The sequence below is a fragment of the Pseudanabaena cinerea FACHB-1277 genome, from assembly GCF_014696345.1.
In the GTDB taxonomy this organism is placed as follows: Bacteria; Cyanobacteriota; Cyanobacteriia; order Pseudanabaenales; family Pseudanabaenaceae; genus Pseudanabaena; species Pseudanabaena cinerea.
The window spans coordinates 43,215-64,438 of the sequence record NZ_JACJPY010000010.1; the positions used below are offsets into that span (position 1 = coordinate 43,215).

22 protein-coding genes are annotated in these 21,224 nt (G+C 45.3%); 14 read left to right on the top strand and 8 right to left on the bottom strand.

The annotated features are described in order from the left end of the window. The first annotated feature begins 277 nt into the window (after positions 1 to 277). Positions 278 to 1,789: a phosphomannomutase/phosphoglucomutase gene (locus H6F44_RS05435; RefSeq protein ID WP_190349942.1), complete on the top strand. Its 1,512-nt coding sequence runs from the start codon at positions 278 to 280 to the stop codon at positions 1,787 to 1,789. A gap of 8 nt (positions 1,790 to 1,797) precedes the next feature. Here H6F44_RS05435 and H6F44_RS05440 read toward each other — a convergent pair whose 3' ends face one another. Next, a complete protein-coding gene (locus tag H6F44_RS05440; protein ID WP_190349943.1) occupies positions 1,798 to 2,943 on the bottom strand; it encodes a murein hydrolase activator EnvC family protein in 1,146 nt (381 codons plus the stop codon). 142 nt (positions 2,944 to 3,085) lie between these two features. Then, complete coding sequence (gene purH / locus H6F44_RS05445; protein ID WP_190349944.1) at positions 3,086 to 4,681, bottom strand: bifunctional phosphoribosylaminoimidazolecarboxamide formyltransferase/IMP cyclohydrolase; 1,596 nt, start codon at positions 4,679 to 4,681, stop codon at positions 3,086 to 3,088. 89 nt (positions 4,682 to 4,770) lie between these two features. On the opposite strand from purH, the gene sfsA reads away from it, so the two are divergent. The 3 genes from sfsA to H6F44_RS05460 all read left to right on the top strand — a co-directional run bounded on the left by sfsA (position 4,771) and on the right by H6F44_RS05460 (position 7,140). Next, positions 4,771 to 5,487: a DNA/RNA nuclease SfsA gene (gene sfsA / locus H6F44_RS05450; protein WP_190349945.1), complete on the top strand. Its 717-nt coding sequence runs from the start codon at positions 4,771 to 4,773 to the stop codon at positions 5,485 to 5,487. A 387-nt stretch (positions 5,488 to 5,874) separates the two neighbouring features. Then, the gene (locus H6F44_RS05455; RefSeq protein ID WP_190349946.1) at positions 5,875 to 6,399 is read left to right on the top strand and encodes a hypothetical protein; all 525 of its coding nucleotides are present in this window, start codon (positions 5,875 to 5,877) and stop codon (positions 6,397 to 6,399) included. A gap of 93 nt (positions 6,400 to 6,492) precedes the next feature. Then, positions 6,493 to 7,140: a glutathione S-transferase gene (locus H6F44_RS05460; protein ID WP_190349947.1), complete on the top strand. Its 648-nt coding sequence runs from the start codon at positions 6,493 to 6,495 to the stop codon at positions 7,138 to 7,140. Here the strand turns inward: H6F44_RS05460 and H6F44_RS05465 are convergent. Beyond that, a complete protein-coding gene (locus tag H6F44_RS05465) occupies positions 7,137 to 7,751 on the bottom strand; it encodes a ribonuclease HII (RefSeq protein ID WP_190349948.1) in 615 nt (204 codons plus the stop codon). The genes H6F44_RS05460 and H6F44_RS05465 overlap by 4 nt on opposite strands. A gap of 126 nt (positions 7,752 to 7,877) precedes the next feature. On the opposite strand from H6F44_RS05465, the gene psbE reads away from it, so the two are divergent. The 4 genes from psbE (at position 7,878) to H6F44_RS05485 (ending at position 8,702) form a co-directional block, all read left to right on the top strand. Continuing rightward, entirely contained in the window at positions 7,878 to 8,123 is a 246-nt protein-coding gene (psbE, locus tag H6F44_RS05470) for a cytochrome b559 subunit alpha (protein ID WP_190349949.1), read from the top strand. 50 nt (positions 8,124 to 8,173) lie between these two features. Further along, positions 8,174 to 8,308 (top strand): cytochrome b559 subunit beta, encoded by a 135-nt coding sequence (gene psbF, locus H6F44_RS05475; RefSeq protein WP_190349950.1) that lies wholly within the window; start codon positions 8,174 to 8,176, stop codon positions 8,306 to 8,308. 108 nt (positions 8,309 to 8,416) lie between these two features. Next, entirely contained in the window at positions 8,417 to 8,533 is a 117-nt protein-coding gene (locus tag H6F44_RS05480; RefSeq protein WP_175356135.1) for a photosystem II reaction center protein L, read from the top strand. A 49-nt stretch (positions 8,534 to 8,582) separates the two neighbouring features. Then, positions 8,583 to 8,702, top strand: coding sequence for a photosystem II reaction center protein J (locus tag H6F44_RS05485; protein WP_190349951.1), 120 nt, complete (start codon positions 8,583 to 8,585; stop codon positions 8,700 to 8,702). Positions 8,703 to 8,756: 54 nt separating this feature from the next. Here H6F44_RS05485 and H6F44_RS05490 read toward each other — a convergent pair whose 3' ends face one another. Beyond that, positions 8,757 to 9,485: a pseudouridine synthase gene (locus H6F44_RS05490; protein WP_190349978.1), complete on the bottom strand. Its 729-nt coding sequence runs from the start codon at positions 9,483 to 9,485 to the stop codon at positions 8,757 to 8,759. A gap of 382 nt (positions 9,486 to 9,867) precedes the next feature. Between H6F44_RS05490 and H6F44_RS05495 the strand changes: the two genes are divergently transcribed. The 6 genes from H6F44_RS05495 to H6F44_RS05520 all read left to right on the top strand — a co-directional run bounded on the left by H6F44_RS05495 (position 9,868) and on the right by H6F44_RS05520 (position 19,855). Further along, on the top strand, positions 9,868 to 11,433 hold the full coding sequence (locus H6F44_RS05495; RefSeq protein WP_190349952.1) for a ferredoxin--nitrite reductase: 1,566 nt from the start codon (positions 9,868 to 9,870) through the stop codon (positions 11,431 to 11,433). A gap of 79 nt (positions 11,434 to 11,512) precedes the next feature. Next, positions 11,513 to 12,859, top strand: a complete 1,347-nt coding sequence (locus tag H6F44_RS05500; protein WP_190349953.1) for a CmpA/NrtA family ABC transporter substrate-binding protein — start codon at positions 11,513 to 11,515, stop codon at positions 12,857 to 12,859. 312 nt (positions 12,860 to 13,171) lie between these two features. Next, on the top strand, positions 13,172 to 14,101 hold the full coding sequence (gene ntrB, locus H6F44_RS05505) for a nitrate ABC transporter permease (RefSeq protein ID WP_190349954.1): 930 nt from the start codon (positions 13,172 to 13,174) through the stop codon (positions 14,099 to 14,101). Between the two features lie 281 nt (positions 14,102 to 14,382). Next, entirely contained in the window at positions 14,383 to 15,219 is an 837-nt protein-coding gene (locus H6F44_RS05510; RefSeq protein ID WP_190349955.1) for an ABC transporter ATP-binding protein, read from the top strand. A 209-nt stretch (positions 15,220 to 15,428) separates the two neighbouring features. Beyond that, a complete protein-coding gene (locus H6F44_RS05515) occupies positions 15,429 to 17,453 on the top strand; it encodes an ABC transporter ATP-binding/substrate-binding protein (RefSeq protein ID WP_190349956.1) in 2,025 nt (674 codons plus the stop codon). A 233-nt stretch (positions 17,454 to 17,686) separates the two neighbouring features. Further along, positions 17,687 to 19,855 (top strand): molybdopterin oxidoreductase family protein, encoded by a 2,169-nt coding sequence (locus H6F44_RS05520; protein WP_190349979.1) that lies wholly within the window; start codon positions 17,687 to 17,689, stop codon positions 19,853 to 19,855. A gap of 41 nt (positions 19,856 to 19,896) precedes the next feature. Here the strand turns inward: H6F44_RS05520 and H6F44_RS05525 are convergent, their stop codons facing one another. From H6F44_RS05525 to vapB, 4 genes are all read right to left on the bottom strand, one after another. After that, positions 19,897 to 20,334: a DUF6036 family nucleotidyltransferase gene (locus tag H6F44_RS05525; protein ID WP_190349957.1), complete on the bottom strand. Its 438-nt coding sequence runs from the start codon at positions 20,332 to 20,334 to the stop codon at positions 19,897 to 19,899. Next, the gene (locus tag H6F44_RS05530) at positions 20,279 to 20,467 is read right to left on the bottom strand and encodes a hypothetical protein (RefSeq protein WP_190349958.1); all 189 of its coding nucleotides are present in this window, start codon (positions 20,465 to 20,467) and stop codon (positions 20,279 to 20,281) included. Before H6F44_RS05530 ends, H6F44_RS05525 begins: the two co-directional genes overlap by 56 nt. A 121-nt stretch (positions 20,468 to 20,588) precedes the next feature. Then, positions 20,589 to 20,987, bottom strand: a complete 399-nt coding sequence (locus tag H6F44_RS05535; protein WP_190349959.1) for a type II toxin-antitoxin system VapC family toxin — start codon at positions 20,985 to 20,987, stop codon at positions 20,589 to 20,591. A 1-nt stretch (position 20,988) separates the two neighbouring features. Then, positions 20,989 to 21,213: a type II toxin-antitoxin system VapB family antitoxin gene (vapB, locus tag H6F44_RS05540; RefSeq protein ID WP_190349960.1), complete on the bottom strand. Its 225-nt coding sequence runs from the start codon at positions 21,211 to 21,213 to the stop codon at positions 20,989 to 20,991. Between the last annotated feature and the right edge of the window lie 11 nt (positions 21,214 to 21,224).

A 21,224-nucleotide genomic window follows, 5' to 3' on the forward strand; every position in this document is an offset into this window, starting at 1 on the left:
ACGTGCAAGACAAGAAAAGCGGTTAAGCCATAAAAGCTTAACTTTTTGTTTAACTAAAAGTTTAACTTTTTGCGATCGCACATCAAGCTAACCATGACTCAAAATATCATTTAATGGGTATCAAGCGATCGCGGGTTTACCGAAATCTGATTTGGCTAGAGTGGATTACACCTGTTTGCCTTGACCTTCTAAGAAATTTGAGTTGTCACTATGACTTCACTGCGTACAAATATCAAGATGCTATTATGCGCTTGTTAATTCCCTTGAGAGAGAAACTATGACAAGTTTTGATTGGAAAAAGCTGCAAAATGGGTCAGATATTCGTGGTGTGGCGATCGCAGGGGTTCCCAATGAAGATGTAAATTTAACAGCCACGATCGCGCTGACCCTAGGACAGGCCTTTGCAACTTGGTTATCACAACAGCAAAATAAACCAACTGCGGCATTAATTATTAGTGTCGGGCGCGATAGTCGGTTGTCGGGATCTGAATTAATGCAAGCTGTGATGGAAGGAATTAGTTCTCTGGGCTGTCAAGTATATGATTTTGCGATCGCCTCGACCCCAGCAATGTTTATGAGTACGATTACCGATGGCTTTAACTGTGATGGCGCGATCATGCTTACTGCCAGTCATTTGCCCTTCAATCGCAATGGCTTAAAGTTTTTTACCGCACAGGGTGGTTTAGAAAAAAAAGATATTACCGATATTCTGGCATTGGCAGCAAGAAATGAATTTGACACCACTAATGCTGTTGGCAAAATTACTGCACATGATTTTATTTCTATTTATGCTCAGCAATTTGTCGATAAGATCCGTGCTGCCGTTAGCCATCCCGATCACTACGAGCAACCCCTGAAGGGCTTAAAAATTATTGTGGATGCAGGCAATGGCGCGGGTGGATTTTATGCTAATAAGGTCTTGGAGCCTTTGGGAGCAGATACTACTGGCAGTCAATTTCTCGATCCCGATGGCACTTTTCCCAATCATGTTCCCAATCCTGAAGATAAAGTCGCAATGGCTTCTATTTGTGAGGCTGTCATTAGGCATCAGGCAGATTTCGGGATTATTTTTGATACGGATGTCGATCGCAGTGCGGCGGTGGATCAATTTGGTAAAGAGCTTAATCGTAACCGTCTAATTGCCTTAATTTCGGCGATCATTCTTAAGGAGCATCCCCAATCAACGATTGTCACCGACTCTATTACTTCCGATGGCTTGGCTAAGTTTATTACCGCAGATTTGGGCGGGACACATCATCGCTTTAAGCGCGGTTACAAGAACGTCATTAATGAGGCAATCCGTCTCAATCAATCTGGACAAGAATCTTGGCTGGCGATCGAAACTTCTGGGCATGGGGCTTTGCGCGAAAATTATTTTCTAGATGATGGGGCTTATTTGGTCAGTAAGCTATTGATCGAGTTGGCTAAATCGAAATTGGTGGGTAAATCGCTGACGGATCTAATTGCGAATTTGCAAGAGCCGATGGAAAGTCAAGAGTTACGGATCAAGATTAAGGGCGAAGATTTTCATGCTATTGGCGATCGCGTCATCCAGCAATTAAAAGACTTTGCCGCCATTCAAGCCGATTGGCAGATCGTTGCCAATAATTATGAAGGGGTGCGCGTAGCCTGTACGGATGCGGCTGAGGATGGCTGGTTTTTATTAAGGATGTCGCTCCATGATCCTGTGATGCCTCTAAATATTGAGTCCAATGTTCAAGATGGGGTTGCGAAGATCACGCAAAGATTATTGGATTTTGTCAAAACCTTTGATGATCTGGCGGTCTAAGTTCATCATTACAAATAGGCAGCAGGATCGATCGGTTCGCCATTGGCACGTAACTCGAAATGTAAATGAGGTCCCGTTGAGAAGCCTGTAGAACCAACTGCGGCGATCGGTTGCCCCTGCTGCACAGCATCGCCATCACGGACATACAACTCGCTACAGTGAGCATAGAGCGTGGTGATGCCATTGCCATGATCGATGATGACCGAGTTGCCATAGCCACCATACCAATCGGCATAAATTACGCGCCCACTCTGACTAGCATAGATTAGACTGCCGTAGTCTGCCCCAAAGTCTATGCCTGCATGGAAGCGCTCTGTACCAAGGATGGGATGTATACGCCAGCCAAAGGAGCTAGTAACTTCGCCGATGGTGGGGTACATCAGTTGCCCTGAACCAGGGGGCAAGATTAAACCTGAGTAAGGCTGAACTTTGGCAATAATAATTTGAGACAAGCGGCGGGAGTCCTCGGCAAGGCGATCTTCGGCGAGGGCAAGGGCTTGGCGATCGCTTTTGAGACGATCGATCGCATTTTGCTGAGCCACCACTTCAGCCTCAATATTTGACTTTTGATATTTGAGCTTTTGGGTTAACAAGTCTAGTTCATTTTTTTGGGTCGCAATTTGTTGACGTTGCTTATCTATCTGTGTCGATCGCTGGGTTAGTTCCGCTAGTAATAGGCGATCGCTGTTATAGATCCGCTCAATTTGACGGCGGCGATCGGCAAATTGATTGAGATCTTTACTACTGAGCAATGTCACCCACCATCTTTGCAACTGTTGCCTTTGTAAATAGCGCAACCTTGCCGAGGTCGCATCCTGCCTTTTATTGAGGTCATATTCTAGCTCTTGCAGTCTCAACCCCAGTTTTTGCAACTGTTCCCTAGCAAGGCGAATCTTCTTTTCATTGTCTTTGATTTGCGTATCGGTCACACGTACATTGCGCCTGAGCGCTTCCAATCGATCTTGGGCTGGTTTGGAGAGCGCGTTAATTTGTGCCTGCTGTTTTTGAATAATTTGACGCTGTTGGTCGACATAGTTTTGATAATTTTTTAGCTCGTCCACAGACTGCGCCTGAACTGGCATCGCAAAAAAGCAGCCGATCGCGATCGCAATCATCAGCGAACAAATTGGGATTAACCACTTAGGTCGAGTCATGGGGCTATTCTTGAGGCAATTTCAAGGCGATTTCAAGGCGATTTCAAGGCAACTTATTCTACAGCGCTTTGCACTCAAACCCGCACCAAAAAGAGCTAGAAAGCGCTGCAAAGCAACGCTTTCAAATTTTTTAATGCAAGAATTAATGCAAGAAATGACGCACACCCGTGAATACCATGACTAAGCCTAGTTCATCGGCGGCTTTGATCGAATCGGCATCACGCAGACTGCCGCCAGGTTGGGCGATCGCGACAATACCTGCGGCGGCGGCAGTTCGCACTGTGTCATCAAAAGGAAAGAAGCCATCACTGGCAAGACAGGCTCCTTGAGTATTTTCACCTGCTTGCTCGATCGCAATCTTAGTGGAGCCAACCCGATTCATTTGTCCAGCGCCGATGCCAAGGGTGGTGAAATTTTTGGTGATAGTGATCGCATTGGATTTGACATGGCGGCATACTTTCCAAGTAAAGGCAAGTTCTTTTAACTGTGCAGGGGTGGGTTGCTTTTGAGTAACAATCTGCCATTTTTCAGGGTTTACGGCTTCATCATCTGCCCTTTGCACCAACATTCCCCCCGCGATCGTCTTTACAGTTTCCGCAGAGCCATGTTTGAGATCCGACAGCACTAGGACTCGTAGATTTTGCTTCTTACCTAAAATCGCGGCAACACTCGGCACACAGGCAGGTGCAACCACACATTCCAAAAAGGTTTTGGTTAGGAGTTTGGCAGTTTCTTCATCAATGGCACGATTTAGCGCCACAATGCCACCAAAAGCCGATGTGGAATCAGCATCAAAGGCTTTTTGATAGGCTTCGGCAATGGTGGGGGCGATCGCCACGCCGCAGGGGTTGTTGTGCTTGACGATTACCGCACAGGGTAGATCATCAGCAAATTCAGCAATAATTCTTCTTGCAGATTCTAGATCCAATAAATTGTTATAGCTCAGTTCCTTCCCTTGCAATAATTGTGCGGCTGACCAACCCTTAGGGGTTGCGCCCACCTGATACCAAGTTGCAGGTTGGTGGGGGTTTTCGCCATAGCGGAGGGGTTTGGGATTGTTGCAGAGTAAGGTGTAGGAAGAGGATAGATTGCTGGTTAATGGCTCAGACGGTTCCGCATCGGCAACAGTGCTAGGAATAGGGGCGGAAATAGTTTGTTGATTGAGATAGTTGGCGATTGCGAGGTCGTAGGCTTGAGTATGTTGGAAGGCAGCGATCGCCAATTTTTGTCGAAATTCTAAGGTGGTTGCCCCATCATGCGCTTGCAATTCTGCCAAAAAATCGGCATATTGGCTAGGGCTAGACAATACAGCAACGTGCTGATAATTTTTGGCAGAAGCCCGAATTAGGGTGGGACCACCAATATCAATATTTTCGATCGCATCGGCAAGGGTGACATCAGATTTGGCGATCGTCGCTTCAAAGGGATAGAGATTCACCACCACAATCCTAATGGGTTGAATCGCATTGTCTTCAAGATCCTGCTGATGCTCAGGCAGTTCTAGTCTTGCCAAGATGCCCCCATGAATGCGTGGGTGCAAAGTTTTTACCCGACCTCCCAAAATTTCAGGAGCGCCCGTATAATCAGAAACCTTGGTAACATCTAATTCGGCTGCCTTGAGCGCCTTGGCAGTACCGCCACTACTAATCAACTGATAGTTATAGACGGTCGAGAGTTCACGCGCAAGTTCAAGTAAACCAGCTTTGTCGGATACACTCAAAAGGGCAAGGGGTTTCATGGCGTTTGGTTCTTACACAATTTTCAAATTATCCTACAGCCTAGTGTGCGTTAACATAGCGCAACATATCGATTAACCTTCCAAACTTAATGGCAATTGTACATACATACCCCGAACTGAGCAAAGGGCGACTGGTCAGCCGCTACAAGCGTTTCTTTGCAGATATTGAATTAGAAAATGGGACATTAATTACTGCCCACTGTGCTAATACGGGGCCAATGACGGGGGTATGTGAGATTGGTAGCCCTGTACTGGTGTCTTATCACCCAAGTCCTAAACGCAAACTTGCCTATAGCTGGGAAGCAATCTATCTTGACAATCAATGGATCGGTATTAATACCAGTTTGCCCAATCGCATTATTGGCAATATGCTTGAGCGCCATCTCATTCCAGAGCTAGAGCCTTATACCACTGTCAAAGGTGAGGTGTCCTATGGTCTGGAGAAGAGTCGCATTGATTTTTTATTGACCGATGCTGCAACCGATCGCCAAATCTATGTGGAGGTCAAAAACACCACTTGGGCGATCGCGAATTTAGCTTTATTTCCTGACACCGTGACCACACGCGGGCAGAAGCACTTACGGGAGTTAATGGCTGTCATGGACAATTCTCATCAACCAACTGAGGCAGCTTTGATATTTTTTATCAATCGTGGTGACTGCGATCGCTTTGCTTCGGGGGATCAAGCCGATCCAGAATATGGCAATTTACTAAAAACCGCGATCGCCAAAGGCGTGAAAGTATTACCCTGTCGTTTTGCGATCGACCCGCCGCAAGTAATTTATCTGGGGCTAGCAAGCCTCTAAAAAACCTTAAAAGTGCTGCACAGCAACACCTTTAAGGTTAATCGAGACATCCTCAAGAGTTTTGTCAAGTCTTTATATAGTTCCAAACGAAGTGACAATTTTCCAAAAAGTGTATGGCACGCCAACACTTAGAACGACGTAAATTGCTAGTTCTGCCATAGTTTCCTGATTTGTTATACAGCGATCGCCTATAGACGCGATCATTAATTCACAGCATTATTATCTTACAGTTTTTGAAATTGATATAACTATATCCAGTAGGTTGATATAAGTATTTATTATCAAATAAATGTCTCAAATATGCCGACTTGTGCTAGTCTGTCTGCCTGAAGGATTTAATCCAATCCTGATGGTTTGAGCTATCCCTCACGCAAGGAAGTGATATTTGTGAAAAACTTATTTAACCTAGCTACCACTTTACTAAGCTCTGCGGCACTCGCATCTTTCGCCGCGATCGCTACACCTGCCGTCCAAGCCCAACCAGCCTATGGTAGCTATTTAGGAGCAGGTGCGAGTTTCGGTTTTACCAGTGGCAACACTAACATGGGCGAAAATTCGCGCACCTCGGCACTTGTATCTGCTCGCTATAAATTTTTGGAATTTCCGATCTCCTTGAGAACCCAAATTTTGATTGGCAGTAGCACGGCGGTTGTGCCAACAGTCTCTTTTGACGTGCCACTAAACTTTGATACTGATATTTACATCGGAGCAGGTGTTTCCCTCGCAAATACCATTGATACAACCCCTGTGGGCAACAAAAATGCCTTTGTGATTCAACCTGGTATTGATTACACATTACCTAACAGTAATCTAGTTCTATTTGGTAATGTCATTTTCGCCTTTGATGCCTATCGCAATTCCGCAGGCACATCGGCGACTTCTTTACAGACTGGTCTGGGCATTAGGTTTTAATAGGGAGGGAATTTATTTGCCAGCTCACTTCCATCTCGCCACTCATCATTGGCAATCCATAGAGTGCGGGGTTCCCCGTTTGCATTAGCTAAAATGTCTAAGCCAATTCTTTATTCATTTCGCCGATGTCCCTATGCGATTCGGGCGCGGCTTGCCCTTGCCTATGCCGCAATTGATTATGAATTGCGAGAAATTTCCTTAAAAAATAAGCCGCAGGCGATGTTAGATATTTCGCCCAAGGGTACTACGCCTGTATTGCAAATATGGGATGGGTTTCCATCCCATCAGTCTTGTACGGTGCTAGAAGAAAGCCTAGATATTATGTATTGGGCATTGCAGCAAAATGATCCTGCGGGTTGGCTGAACCTATCCAAGGATGATTTGCCGATCGCCCAACAATTAATTGTCACAAATGACGATCAATTTAAGAAAGCCCTCGATCGCTACAAATATGCCAATCGTTTTCCAGAGCGATCGCCGCTAGATTATCGCCAAGATGCCGAGAATTTTTTGCAAATTTTAGAGCTGCGCCTAGCAGCAATGGATTTTTTATTTGGCGATCACCCCACTATTGCGGATATGGCAATTTTTCCATTTATCCGTCAGTTTGCCTATGTTGACTTTGACTGGTTTCAGACTAGCGCCTATGTACATTTGCAAAAATGGTTGGCTGGGCATGAAGCCAGTAATTTATTCGAGTGCGTCATGATCAAAGTACCGCTATGGCAAGCCGTAAGCTAAATTTTTTTGAGTGTGAAAGATCGGCGATGCATTTCGCTGTAACCAATTTGGGCGATCGCCTCTCGGTGTTTTGCCGTGCCGTAGCCCTTATTGGTGGCAAGGTCGTAACCCCTATAGACTTCCGCAAGCTCCACCATGCGTCGATCGCGCCATACCTTGGCGACAATGCTAGCAGCAGCAATGGAAAGGCAGAGTGCATCCCCCTTGATTACCGTGGTTTGCGGGATCGGCGCGATCAATTGAAACCTTAATTTTTGATTGCCATCCACTAAACAATGCTGCGGTTGCGGCTTTAATTGGGCGATCGCCCGTTCCATCGCCAATAAACTCGCCGCTAAGATATTCATCGCATCAATTTCGCTAACTGAGGCTATACCAATTTCGCAAGCGATCGCCAATGCGCGGATCGCCTGATCAAGATTTTCACGGCGGCTTGCTGATAACTTTTTGCTATCGGTTACGCCCAGATTCTCTAGCATAGCCAGTTGATCGAGGGGCAGAATTACGGCGGCGGCGACCACCTCACCAAATAATGCGCCCCTGCCCACTTCATCAACCCCTGCTACAGGAAAACACTGGATTTCTAGCGCTCTAATTTCGGCTTGGTTCATCTTGATCTTAAAAAAACTGTGGCAATTGCGAATGGAAGCAGCACTATTGCTATTAAAAGTTGGTACAATACTAAACTATTATTTTAGATAAAGATTTTCATACATTACTTAATTTAGAGGACTGTTATGGCAGGCACTACTGGAGAAAGACCATTTTCCGACATTATTACTAGCGTGCGTTATTGGCTCATCCATAGCCTGACGATCCCAGCCTTATTCTTGGCAGGTTGGCTATTTGTCAGCACAGGCTTAGCCTATGACGTATTTGGCACACCACGCCCCAATGAGTACTACGTCCAAGACAATCAGGCTGCACCGATTGTCACCGATCGCTACAATCCTGCCAAAGATATCCCCTCTATGGGCAAATAATTCTCTTTGTCTTTTAAATCAACGCATTAACCACACAATATTTAACGCATATGGCAAGCAATAACCCTAACGAACCCATTCAATATCCAGTATTTACCTTCCGTTGGTTGGCAGTACATGGTTTAGGAGTCCCCACTGTATTCTTCATCGGCGCGATCGCCGCGATGCAATTTATTAGCCGCTAGTCAATTCGCTTACTGTGGCTGAATGTTGCAATAATTAGTTTGCAATAATTGATTTGCTAATGAATTGTTTGATCTATCTAAAAAAATTACCTAAAGATCTAATTAACTATGGCTCCTAAGAATCCTAACAGCCAACCCGTAGAGTTAAACCGTACCTCTCTATATTTGGGTCTGTTATTAATTTTCGTAACTGTTTTGCTATTTTCTAGCTATTTCTTCAACTAGTTTTTTGCTTTTACTCCTGTTCATTTTTATTATTTTTGAGGCTTAATTCATGCTTAAAAACGGACGTATTCCTCTTTGGCTAGTCGCTACCGTGGCTGGTACTGGTGTATTGGTTGTAGTTGGCTTGTTTTTCTATGGCTCTTATGTTGGCTTAGGGTCTGCAAGCTAGAAATTTATTCTTAAAAAAGGGAGGTGCTTTGCGCCTCCCTTTTTTATTGGCTATTTATTGCTTTTTTAGCATGATGACTTCTTGATTGGTTAATAGGCGATACTGTCCCGATCGCAGTTGATCGAGATGAATATCAGCGATTGCCAGTCGATGCAGCTTGCTCACAGGATGCCCCAGTTGCTCGGCAATACGGCGAATTTGACGATTGCGCCCCTCTGATATGGTGATTTGTAAATGGGTGCAGTCTTGTTCAACTTTAAGCAAATTCTCAATCACATTAATAATTGCGGGTTTGGTGATTTTGCCATCGAGCATTACCCCTGTCCGCCACAAATTTAAAATGCGATCACTAGGAATGCCACGCACCCAGACGCTATAGGTTTTGGGGACATGGTGGCGCGGGTGCATCATCTGATTTGCAAATTCGCCATCATTGGTGAGGATCAATGCACCACTGCTGTGATAGTCCAGTCTGCCCACGGGATAAAGGTGTTGATATTGGGGGGGCAGAATATCGATGACGGTCTTCCTGCCTTGGGGATCATCGCAGGTACAGACAATGCCTAGAGGTTTATGCAGTAATAGATAAATAAACTTTGGGGCGGCGATCGCTAAAATTTTGCCATCAACGGCAATGCGATCGCTGCTGGGATCAGCCCTAGTCCCCAATTCTATGATCTTAATTCCATTCACCTGTACACGACCTGCCAAAATCATCTGTTCGGCTTCGCGACGTGAAGCGATGCCATAGCGAGAAAGAATTTTTTGTAAGCGATCGAGCATTGATGAAAGGGATGAAAGGGATGAGAAAGCATAAATGGCATAAATGGCATTTATGAATATACAGCGCTCAGATCCAAACCAAGCAACATGATTGAAAACGGCCATTGACAAATAAGGCTAGATCATGAGTTGTTCCTATAGCTCAATGCATTTATTGCATAATCTGGTTGCATTTATTAAATAAAGGTTAAAAGTATGTATCTTGTGATACGAATTACTGTCAAAACGTTAAGTAACGTAAACCTATACAAAGTTATATTTTCCCTTACAACAAAATTCTAAGTTGGGAATTTGAACTTGGTGACTAATCCAAGTGGCGATCGCCAAATGCGATCACTAGAAATGAGAATTAATTCCCAAGGTTGAGCCAAGGATAAATTGCATGGCAAACAAAATTGAAACCCTAAAAGCTGCAAAGGATGGCTTAGCTGTTAAGGCTGAAATCCAACGCTTTGCTGAAATTGGCTGGGAAGCGATCGATGATGACGATTTGCAGCATCGCTTGAAATGGCTAGGCGTGTTCTTTCGCAAAAGTACCCCCGGACGCTTCATGGTGAGAATGCGAATTCCCAATGGTTTGCTCAATAGCGATCAAATGCGGGTACTTGCTGGGGTCGTGGAAAAATGCGGTGAACAACATGGGGTTGCCGATATCACTACCCGTCAAAACATTCAGATCCGCAGCTTTCCCATTGAAGATGTTCCCGAAATGTTCGAGAAATTCCGTTCAGTGGGCTTAACTAGTGTGCAGTCAGCGATGGATAATATTCGCAATATCACAGGTTCACCTGTGGCGGGGATTGATGCCAATGAGCTATACGATACCCGTGAACTGGCGATTCAAGTGCAAAATTTGCTGACTAATAATGGTGAAGGTAATCCCGCTTTTACAAATTTACCGCGCAAGTTTAATATTGCGATCGCTGGTTGTCGGGACAATTCCACCCATGCCGAAATCAATGATTTAGCCTTTGTGCCAGCTTTTAAAGACGAGAACAAAGAAACCTTTGGCTTTAACGTTCTCGTGGGTGGCTTCTTCTCTGCCAAACGGATTGCCGCCGCAATTCCTCTTAATGTATGGGTTGCTCCCGAAGATGTGGTTGCCCTTTGTGAAGCCTTACTAATCGTATTTCGCGATAATGGTTTGCGCGAAAAGCGGGACAAAGCCCGTTTAATGTTCTTAATCGATGAATGGGGAATTGAGAAATTCCGCGAGGAAGTAGAAAAGCAAATGGGTAAGCCCCTTGCCTCTGCTGCCACTAAGGACGAAATCGCATGGGAAAAGCGCGATCACATCGGTGTACATCCGCAAAAGCAAACAGGTTTGAACTATGTGGGCTTGCAGATTCCTGTCGGTCGGATGTATGCCTCTGATATGTATGAATTTGCTCGTCTCGCTGACAAATATGGTAATGGCGATCTGCGGCTCACCGTTGAGCAGAACCTGATCATTACCAATATCCCCGATGCACTTGTACCTGAACTTCTCCAAGAACCTTTATTAGAAAAGTTCCCAGCTTTTCCCGATAACCTCATGCGCGGTCTGGTTTCCTGCACGGGCAACCAGTTCTGTCCTGTGGCGATCGTGGAAACCAAAAATCGCTCCCTTGCCCTCACCAAGCAACTCAGCGCCGCCTACGACTTACCAAAGACAGTAAGGATTCACTGGAGTGGTTGCCCCAATTCTTGCGCCCAGCCACAGGTTGCCGACATTGGCTTTACGGGTTGTAAAGCGCGTAAGGAAGGCAAAGTCGTGGATGGCGTGGACATTTACATGGGTGGCACGGTGGGCAAAGATGCTCATCTTGGCACTTGTGTAATGGAAAAGGTTCCCTGTGAGGACCTGTACGAGGTCGTCGGCAAATTGCTTGTCGAGCGCTTCGGTGCTATTCCCAAACAGAATGGCACAGTGCTAACTCACTCCGCCGAGTTAGTTGCTGTGGGCTAAATCCATTCTTTCTAGCATCCTGCTAGGCAAAACAAATATTTAAAACACCAAAACAAACCAAAAAATCAGGAAATCAAACATGGGTATGTTCTCTCGCCGTAAATTTTTAACCACTGCTGGACTCTCAACCGTTGGCGCGATCGCCCTCAATGCCTGTACTAGCGAAACCCCGACTGCAACTACAACAACCCCTGCCGCCACCAGTGCCGCAACTACGGCTGCCACCACTGCTGCTGCCCCTGTCAATGCCGCCGATGCGCCCGAAACTACCAAGGCAAAGCTAGGATTCATCGCTCTTACTGATGCTTCGCCTCTAATCATTGCCTTAGAGAAAGGCTACTTCAAGAAATACGGCATGACTGATGTGGAAGTACTCAAGCAAGCTTCTTGGGGAACCACTCGCGACAATATTGTGCTTGGCTCGGATGCAGGTGGTATTGATGGCGCTCACATTCTCACACCCATGCCTTATTTGATTGCTGAAGGCAAGATTACCAACGGCAATAAAGTGCCAATGTATATCTTGGCAAGGTTGAATACCAATGGACAGGGGATCTCAGTTGCCAATAATTTTAAAGATGACAAAATTGGTTTGAAGAGTGACGTACTCAAAGAAACCTTTGCTAAGCAGAAAGCCGCAGGGAAAGACCTTAAATGTGCGATGACTTTCCCAGGGGGAACCCATGATTTGTGGATTCGTTATTGGCTATCAGCGAATGGCGTTGATCCAGACAAAGATGTTTCCACAATTGTAGTTCCACCAGCACAAATGGTTGCCAACATGAAGGCTGGCAATATGGAAGCATTCTGTGTGGGTGAGCCTTGGAATGCGCGTCTAGTTGCTCAAAATTCAGGCTATTCCGCCCTAATCACAGGCGAACTTTGGAAGGATCACCCTGAAAAAGCATTCTCATTGCGTGCTGATTGGGTGGACAAGAATCCTAAAGCGGCGATGGCTTTGCTCAAGGGTGTTCTTGAGGCACAAGTATGGTGTGAAGATCCTGCCAATAAAGAAGAGATGTGTAAAATCGTTGGTGCAGATAAATGGCTAAAAGTCCCTGCGATCGAAATTTTGGGCAGACAGCAAGGCAAGGTCGATTACGGCGATGGACGCACCCTTGACAATCCCGATCTATCGATGAAGTTCTGGAAAGACAATGCTTCCTATCCCTTCAAGAGTCATGATCTCTGGTTCCTGACCGAAGATATCCGTTGGGGATATTTTGATGCAACCCTTGACACCAAAGCGCTAGTCGATAAGGTGAACCGTGAGGATCTATGGAAGGAAGCAGCTAAGGCAATCGGCAAGGAGGCTGATATTCCTAAGAGTACTTCTCGTGGTATTGAGACTTTCTTCGATGGCGTGAAGTTCGATCCTGAAAATCCTAAAGCCTATTTAGACAGTCTCAAGTTCAAGAAGGTTTAGAAACTCTCAGATTTGCTTTCGGCGGTCAAAGGCTCGAAGAGATCCCCCCCAGCCCCCCTTGTGAAGGGAGGAGAACTTTCTTACTCCCCCTTTGTAAGGGGGATTGAGGGGGATCAAAACCTGAAAAGGCTCGAAGAGATCCCTCCAGCCCCCCTTGTGAAGGGAGGAGAGCTTTCTTACTCCCCCTTTGTAAGGGGGATTGAGGGGGATCAAAACTTTAAGACACCGATAGAGAGTCAATCAACAAGGGGCTTAAGCCCCTTGTCATCATTGCAAATAGTCATCTTTAACGTTTTAGGAGATATCTACATAATGGCGACAAGTAGTTTAAGTTCTCGATTTAGTCCCAATAAAATTGCTGAATGGTTTCAACAACAGGCAAAATTTATTATCCCTCCTGTAATTGCCTTGGTATTCTTGCTAGGCATTTGGCAGATTCTCTGCTCTGGCACAAAGCCACCACTGCCAGCCCCAGCCACAGTTTGGAAAGAGACTCAAGAATATATTTGGCATCCATTTTTTGATCGCGCCAGTTTTGATGTTAATACAGCCGAAAAAATCGACAGCCCCGCTCGCAAAGCCCTCAAAGAAAAGCTAACCATTGAGCAAGGGCTGGGCATAAAAACGATGACCAGCTTGCGCCGTGTGGCTGTTGGCTATACCGCTTCGGCAATTATTGGTATTTCCCTTGGCATAGCGATCGGCACTAACGCCTTTTTGTACCGTGCCTTTGACCCAATTTTCCAAGTATTACGCACGATTCCCCCCCTAGCATGGCTACCGATCGCTATGTCCGCCTTCCAAGGCGTTAACGAATCTCTCAAATCAGTGGGCTTAGATGTTACTGAAGCCGCCGCTCTATTCGTAATTTTTGTAACTTCCATTTGGCCGATCCTGATGAATACGGCGGTGGGAGTGCAGCAAGTCCCCCAAGACTATCGCAACGTATCGCGGGTACTGCGTTTGAGCAAATTTGATTATTTCATCACCATTCTCATGCCATCGGCAGCACCTTACATTTTCACTGGTTTACGGATTGCGGTTGGTTTATCTTGGCTAGCGATCGTGGCGGCAGAAATGTTAACTGGTGGTGTTGGCATTGGCTTCTTTATTTGGGATAGTTACAACAGCCAAAAGAGCAGCGAATTGATTTTGGCTCTGTTTTACATCGGCGTAGTTGGCTTTTTCCTTGACAAATTGATCTTTTATATCAGCAAGTTCACAGTTCAGTCAGATTCTTAGTTGGCTTTTAGCTTTTGGCTTTTAGCTTTTGGCTTTTAGCGATTAGCTTTTAGCTTTTCAAGTAATTTCTTAGTTTAAGTAAATACAGAATTTGCTAAAGATTATGAAATTAGACCTATGTATTTACTCTATATGTAACATCCAAAAGCTAACAGCTAATCGCTAACAGCTAAAAGCTAACGGCTAACGGCTAACAGCTAATCGCTAACGGCTAACAGCTAACGGCTAATCGCTAAAAGCCCTCCCTCTCTCCTAAATAACCCCAAATACCACTTTCCCCTATGCAAACCCTTGACATTACCGACAATCAACAACCTAGAAATCAAGATCCTTTTTTGGTGATTGATGGTGTATCTAAGGTCTATCCCACGCCCAGAGGTGCTTACACAGTTCTCCAAGATGTGAACTTGACCGTGTATGAGGGTGAGTTTATTTGTGTGATTGGTCACTCTGGCTGTGGCAAATCGACTTTGTTAAATATGGTTGCAGGTTTTAATCGTCCCACTAGTGGCGAAATCTGTTTGCGATCAAAACCAATTTTGCGCCCAGGCCCCGATCGCATGGTGGTATTTCAGAACTATTCCCTATTGCCTTGGATGACAGCTTTTGAAAATGTGTTACTGGCAGTCAAACAGGTATATAGCGACAAAAGCAAAGAAGAAAAAATTAAAATTGCTAAGGATAGTTTAGCAATGGTGGGCTTGACCGAAGCAATGCACAAAAAGCCGAAACAGCTTTCGGGTGGGATGCGTCAGCGCGTATCGATCGCCCGTGCCTTGTCAATCCGTCCTGAAGTGCTGATTCTTGATGAACCCTTTGGCGCATTGGATGTGATGACCCGCGAAGAGTTGCAGGAAGAACTACTGGCAATCTGGCGCGAGCATAAAGTGACAGCGCTAATGATTACCCACGAAATTGATGAGGCATTATTTCTAGCCGATCGCATCGTGATGATGAGTAATGGGCCTGCCGCCAACATTGCCGAAATCATTGAAGTTCCCTTTGCCCGCCCCCGCAATCGCAAAGCGATCGCCGATGATCCTCGCTATTACTCACTCCGCAATTATATTCTCGAATTTCTCTATAGCCGTTTTGCCCTTGCTGATGATGCTGAGTAGTTAATAGCTATTAGCTTTTAGCTTTTAGCTTTTAATGCAAATGATCAACGATTCTATAAAAAACAAATTATTCACCTCATTGGAAAGCCAATAGCTAGCCGCTAACCGCTAAAAGCTAACCGCTAAAAGCTAAAAGCTAATAGCTAACCGCTAACCGCTAACCGCCAATCCCCAATCCCCAATCCCCAATCCCCAATCCCCAATTCATCATGTCAACAACTTTCCTCGAAATCGATCACGTCAGTCGTGTTTTTAAAAATGATAAAGGGCTGCCCTTTGTGGCGATTAAAGATGTCTATTTTGAAATGAAGGAAGGCGAGTTTGTCTCAATTATTGGGCATTCTGGCTGTGGTAAGTCAACGGTATTAAATATTCTGTCAGGATTAGATCGCGCCAGTGAAGGCGGGATTGTTTTGGAAGGTCGTGAAGTACGTGAGCCAGGACCCGATCGGATGTTGGTATTTCAAAATCATTCCCTATTGCCTTGGTTAACGGTGCGTCAAAATATTGGCTTGGCGGTAAACCGAGTAATGCGGCAATTACCAAAGCAGGAAAGAAATCGGATTATTCAAGAGAATATTGATTTAGTTGGGTTAAGTCATGCCGCCGATAAATATCCCAGAGAAATTTCGGGTGGGATGAAGCAAAGAGTTGGGATTGCCAGGGCTTTGGCAATTAAGCCAAAGATTCTCTTACTTGATGAACCTTTTGGAGCGTTAGATGCTTTGACTAGAGGACGCTTGCAAGAAAAGTTAATGCAGATCTGCGATGAGCATAAAATCTCGGCGGTGATGATCACCCATGATGTGGATGAAGCATTATTACTTAGCGATCGCGTTGTAATGATGACCAATGGACCTGAAGCCAAAATCGGTCAAGTTCTCACGGTCGATCTGCCCCATCCGCGCAAGCGCTTGGAAACCGTCAATCATCCTAATTATTACCGTTTGCGTGGTGAAGTTGTGAACTTCCTCGATCGCCAAAAGCAGATCAAACTAGATCGTCTGAAGATGAAGAGCAATGCCGTCATCAGTATGGGCAGCATCGAGAAAACCAATCTCACCATTGGTTACATTCCACTCACGGACTGCGCTCCCTTTGTGGTGGCTCAGGAAAAGGGACTATTTGCCAAGTATGGTTTAGATGTTACTCTCTCTAAAGAAACTAGTTGGAACGATCTCGCTGAAGGTATTCGTGAAGGTCGCCTTGATGCCGCGCAAATGGTAACAGGACTCCCCCTTGCCATTACTTTAGGCATGGGAAATAAAATCCCTGTGCCTGTGGTCACATCCCTCACCCTCAGTCGCAATGGCAACGCGATTACTCTCAGTAAAAAGCTCCAAGAAACGGGAGTTCATGATCTTGCGTCTTTAAAGACCTATATCGATAGTTGCCAAGATGCCTACAATCCTGCTTTGGGCATGGTACATCATGCTTCGATGCACAACTTTATGCTGCGGCATTGGCTGGCGAGTGGTGGCATTCAGCCCGATCAGGATGTGGATGTAATCGTGATTCCACCACCGCAGATGGTGTCGAACTTGATGGCAAATAATATTATTGGCTATTGTGTCGGCGAACCTTGGAATGTGCGGGCTGTGGATAGCAATGTCGGTTTTGTGGTTGCCACTGACCTAGATATTTGGCGCGGACATCCTGAGAAAGTGTTAGGAGTTCGCAAAGAATGGGCGGAACAATATCCCCATACGCATTTAGCACTGGTGAAAGCTTTGCTAGAAGCAGCACAGTTCTGTGAACCCCTAGAAAATCGCGATGAGATTGTCTTGATGCTGTCACAGCCGCAATATTTGAATCTATCCCCCGTTTACATTCGTCCAGGATTTGCGGGTCCCTATCGCGTGAATACGATGGAAGCAAAGTATTACAAAGACTTCTGCCAATTTGGTGTGGGGAATATGCCCTCTCGCAAAGAACAGTTATGGATACTCACACAGATGGCGCGGTGGGGTTTAGTTAATTTTCCTGAGAATCATGCGGAAGTGATCTATAACCTTTTGGCAACCGATGTCTATCATCAAGCGGCAAAGGAATTAAACATTGAGGTTACAGAAGAAGATCGCGAAGCGATCGCCTTGGCTGATGGCTCCACCTTCGATGCTAACGACCCGATCGCCGCTTTAAGTGCCATGCCCTATTCCCAATTCACGGAACCTGTACATTTTGACTCTGTAAAAGGCTTCGCCAGCAAAAAAGTTGCCACAGCAAGGCATTAAGACCCTCACCCCTAGCCCCTCTCCCAAAAGGGGAGAGGGGGACAAGTTATTTGCTATAGCATGAGTTACTAATGATCCCCCTCAATCCCCCTTGAGAAAGGGGGAAGAAGAAAATTCTCCCCCCTTTCTCAAGGGGGGCTGGGGGGGATCGAAACTTTGAACCGTAAATGGCAAATAAGCCATCAGATAATAACAATCCCCAATCCCCAATCCCCAATCCCCAATTACCAATCATGTCCACTTCCCTCGAAACTATCAAAACTCTCTGCCCCTATTGTGGAGTTGGCTGTGGTTTGGAGGTGGTAGAAACTGGTAAAGAACCAACACTCAAATTTCCCGATCGCTTTAAAGTGCGAGGCGATCGCGCCCATCCATCGAGTCAGGGCATGGTTTGTGTGAAGGGGGCGACCATTGCCGAATCAATTCAGAAGGATCGCTTACTGCATCCAATGATGCGCGATCGCTTGGGTGATCAGTTCCGTCAAGTTAGTTGGGATGAGGCTTTCGATAGAATTACGCAACGAATTCAGGAAGTCTTAGCGACCAAGGGAGCCGATGCTCTCTGTATGTATGGTTCGGGACAGTTCCAAACCGAAGACTATTACACCGCCCAAAAATTATTTAAGGGCTGTTTAGGAACCAATAATTTTGATGCTAACTCACGGCTCTGTATGTCTTCGGCAGTGTCGGGCTATGTCAAAAGCTTCGGCTCCGATGGTCCTCCCTGCTGCTATGAGGATTTTGATTTAACCGACTGTTTATTTGCGATCGGTACAAATACCGCCGAATGTCATCCCATTATTTTTAATCGGTTTCGCAAGCGCCATAAAAAGGAAGCTCACGTTAAGCTAATCGTGGTTGATCCGCGCCGTACTCAAACTGCGGAAGTTGCCGATTTACATCTAGCAATTCAACCAGGAACAGATATTGATTTATTAAATGGAATCGCGCATTTACTATTACTTTGGGGGAAAAGCGATCGCGCCTTCATTGAAAATCACACCAATGGCTTCACCGAATTTCAAGAACTGACTCAACATTACACCCCCGAATTTGTGTCGCGGCGCTGCGGTATCAGCATTGAGGAGCTAGAACTAGCGGCAAAATATTGGGCAGAATCGCCACGAGTTCTCTCCATTTGGTCAATGGGTATCAATCAATCAGTCCAAGGCACTGCCAAAGTACAGTCGATTATTAATTTGCATTTACTCACAGGACAGATAGGCAAAGAGGGTGCAGGTGCTTTTTCGCTGACAGGACAGCCCAACGCCATGGGCGGACGCGAAGCAGGCGGATTAGCGCATTTACTACCAGGCTATCGCTTTGCCACCAATCCCGATCACCGTGCTGAACTAGAAGCATTTTGGCAATTGCCCAAGGGCAGTATTTCGCCGCAGGTTGGGCGCACTGCTTGGGATATCGTGCGTGGTTTGGAATCCGATCAAGTGGCTTTTCTCTGGATTGCTGCCACAAATCCTGCGGTGAGTTTTCCTGATTTGGTAAGGACTAAGGCAGCTTTGAGGCGATCGCCCTTCACCGTTTATCAAGATGCCTATTTTCCCACCGAAACCTCTGAGTTTGCCCATATCTTATTACCCGCCACCCAATGGAGCGAAAAGACTGGCACAATGACCAATTCTGAACGATGCGTTACTCTCTGCCAAGCCTTTCAGCCCCCCCTTGGCGAAGCCAAAGCCGATTGGGAAATCTTCGCTGAAGTTGGTCGCCGCCTTGGATTTAATGCCCAATTCCAGTTCCAAAATTCCGCCGATGTCTATGCAGAATTTGCCCAAATCACCCGCGATCGCCCCTGCGAAATTACAGGTATCACCCATGCCAAACTCGCCGAACTAGGTGCTATCCAATATCCCTGCAAAGATAGCGCCCCCGAACTTGATCAAGTCCATAACAAGCGCCTCTATACCGATCGCCAATTCCACACCAGCGATCGCCGCGCCAACTTCGCTGCCTACCATTCCCAAGGTGTATTTGAAGTTCCCGATCAAGCATATCCATTTATCCTCACCACAGGCAGACTTTACGGACATTGGCATACCCAAACCCGCACAGGACGTATCGACAAAATTCGCCAAATGCACCCCCATCCCTTTATCGAAATCCATCCTCAAGATGCCGATAAGTTGGGAATTAATGACGGCGATCTGGTGGAAGTAAAATCAAGGCGCGGTGCTTCTAAATTCCCTGCAATGGTAACTAAGGCGATCGCCCCTGGTGTTGTCTTTGTGCCGATGCACTGGGGCGCACTCTGGGCAGACAATGCTGAAGCCAATGCTCTCACCCATGCCGAAGCCTGTCCTGACTCAAAACAACCAGAGTTAAAGGCTTGTGCGGTGGCGATCGCCTTTTTCTCCATCACCCTTAACTCGTCCAAAATATCTTAGGCTAATGAAAGAAAGTCAGTAGCGATCGCTTACTCAATCAACTAGCAAAGGTTCTCTAAATCTGCTAGGTCTTGCAGTCTGCCAGATGCTAATTTGTTTTTTTTGAGGTTATCAAGATCGATGAATTTAACGGCTATATCGTCAAGCATTACTTCTATTTTGGAATCGTAACAGGTTTGGAAGTCGATGCCATCTGGACTGGTGATTAGGTCAATGCGGTTAGGTGGATAGCCAAGTTGAATGATTTGATGTGGTTCTTGAAAGTCTTTGGCAGTCAATCCTAAGCTGCCAAAGCCAAATTCAGTTAATGCGGTAATTATTTTTTGTGAGTTTTCTTCGCTGATTTCGATCCAGATATCAATATCTTTGGTATATCGTGGATGTCCATGTATCGCGACTGCATAGCCGCCAATGACAAGATAGTTAACTTGGTTGTCGTTTAATAATTGTATAAACTCTTTGAAGTCTTGGTTGAGCATTGTATTTATATTGATGATATTCTTGGCGAATTTGTTCGAGGGTTTCTAGGCGTTTTTTGGGTGTTTGTTGTTGCCAGTATTGAAAATCGCTTGTTTGTTGTTTGATGTTAGTTTTGATGATTACTTTTTCCATGTTGTTTCTCTTCGTTGTAGTCTCCTTATTCTATCGGTAAATCTCGCAGGTAGTAAAAGCGATCGCCTTTTTCTCCATCACCCTTAACTCTTCCAAAATATCTTAGGCTAATGAGAAAATGTTAATCCCAAATACGCGAAATTGGATAAGAATCAAAAGTGGTATCTTTGCTTACTAAGTTGAAGGAATGGTTTATTGCTTGGGCAATTAATATGCGATCGAATGGATCTCGATGTTTTGTCGGTGTGTTTGGTAATGGAAGGCTAGAGTATATCTCAATATCCCTAATCGTAATTGGTAGAATTTGGATATTCATATATTGAAGTTCTATTGGTAATGCTTCAATAGGTCGATTTATTTGTAATTTGCCAATATTAACTTTAATGGAAATTTCCCAAAGACTGATAATACTAAAGTGCAGTCCATTCCGTGCATCTACGATTGCTTTTGCTTTGGTACTAAGGTTAGGATCTTTGCTCAAGTACCATAAAATTAAGTGTGTATCTAGAATATATTTCATATTACATATATTCCTCTAGTTCTTCCAATGGTTCATCAAAATCACTTGACATAAAAATTTGACCAGCCCAACTACCATAGCCATGCTGTTGTTTTGTAGGTTGCTCCTCAACGGTTTTAGCTATTGGATATTTGTTAAGTAGATATTCTGCATAATGCAAAAGTTCTGTTTTGAGTGTGTCGGGCATATTGATGACAACTTGCCATAAGGCGGTATCGGTATTCATAATTTCTCCTT

Bases quoted from the DNA above. Each gene is read 5' to 3' on its own strand.
- H6F44_RS05435 (WP_190349942.1), top strand. From the start codon at position 278: ATGACAAGTTTTGATTGGAAAAAGCTGCAAAATGGGTCAGATATTCGT.
- H6F44_RS05440 (WP_190349943.1), bottom strand. From the start codon at position 2,943: ATGACTCGACCTAAGTGGTTAATCCCAATTTGTTCGCTGATGATTGCG.
- purH (WP_190349944.1), bottom strand. From the start codon at position 4,681: ATGAAACCCCTTGCCCTTTTGAGTGTATCCGACAAAGCTGGTTTACTT.
- sfsA (WP_190349945.1), top strand. From the start codon at position 4,771: ATGGCAATTGTACATACATACCCCGAACTGAGCAAAGGGCGACTGGTC.
- H6F44_RS05460 (WP_190349947.1), top strand. From the start codon at position 6,493: ATGTCTAAGCCAATTCTTTATTCATTTCGCCGATGTCCCTATGCGATT.
- H6F44_RS05465 (WP_190349948.1), bottom strand. From the start codon at position 7,751: ATGAACCAAGCCGAAATTAGAGCGCTAGAAATCCAGTGTTTTCCTGTA.
- psbE (WP_190349949.1), top strand. From the start codon at position 7,878: ATGGCAGGCACTACTGGAGAAAGACCATTTTCCGACATTATTACTAGC.
- psbF (WP_190349950.1), top strand. From the start codon at position 8,174: ATGGCAAGCAATAACCCTAACGAACCCATTCAATATCCAGTATTTACC.
- H6F44_RS05480 (WP_175356135.1), top strand. From the start codon at position 8,417: ATGGCTCCTAAGAATCCTAACAGCCAACCCGTAGAGTTAAACCGTACC.
- H6F44_RS05485 (WP_190349951.1), top strand. From the start codon at position 8,583: ATGCTTAAAAACGGACGTATTCCTCTTTGGCTAGTCGCTACCGTGGCT.
- H6F44_RS05490 (WP_190349978.1), bottom strand. From the start codon at position 9,485: ATGCTCGATCGCTTACAAAAAATTCTTTCTCGCTATGGCATCGCTTCA.
- H6F44_RS05495 (WP_190349952.1), top strand. From the start codon at position 9,868: ATGGCAAACAAAATTGAAACCCTAAAAGCTGCAAAGGATGGCTTAGCT.
- H6F44_RS05500 (WP_190349953.1), top strand. From the start codon at position 11,513: ATGGGTATGTTCTCTCGCCGTAAATTTTTAACCACTGCTGGACTCTCA.
- ntrB (WP_190349954.1), top strand. From the start codon at position 13,172: ATGGCGACAAGTAGTTTAAGTTCTCGATTTAGTCCCAATAAAATTGCT.
- H6F44_RS05510 (WP_190349955.1), top strand. From the start codon at position 14,383: ATGCAAACCCTTGACATTACCGACAATCAACAACCTAGAAATCAAGAT.
- H6F44_RS05515 (WP_190349956.1), top strand. From the start codon at position 15,429: ATGTCAACAACTTTCCTCGAAATCGATCACGTCAGTCGTGTTTTTAAA.
- H6F44_RS05520 (WP_190349979.1), top strand. From the start codon at position 17,687: ATGTCCACTTCCCTCGAAACTATCAAAACTCTCTGCCCCTATTGTGGA.
- H6F44_RS05525 (WP_190349957.1), bottom strand. From the start codon at position 20,334: ATGCTCAACCAAGACTTCAAAGAGTTTATACAATTATTAAACGACAAC.
- H6F44_RS05530 (WP_190349958.1), bottom strand. From the start codon at position 20,467: ATGGAAAAAGTAATCATCAAAACTAACATCAAACAACAAACAAGCGAT.
- H6F44_RS05535 (WP_190349959.1), bottom strand. From the start codon at position 20,987: ATGAAATATATTCTAGATACACACTTAATTTTATGGTACTTGAGCAAA.
- vapB (WP_190349960.1), bottom strand. From the start codon at position 21,213: ATGAATACCGATACCGCCTTATGGCAAGTTGTCATCAATATGCCCGAC.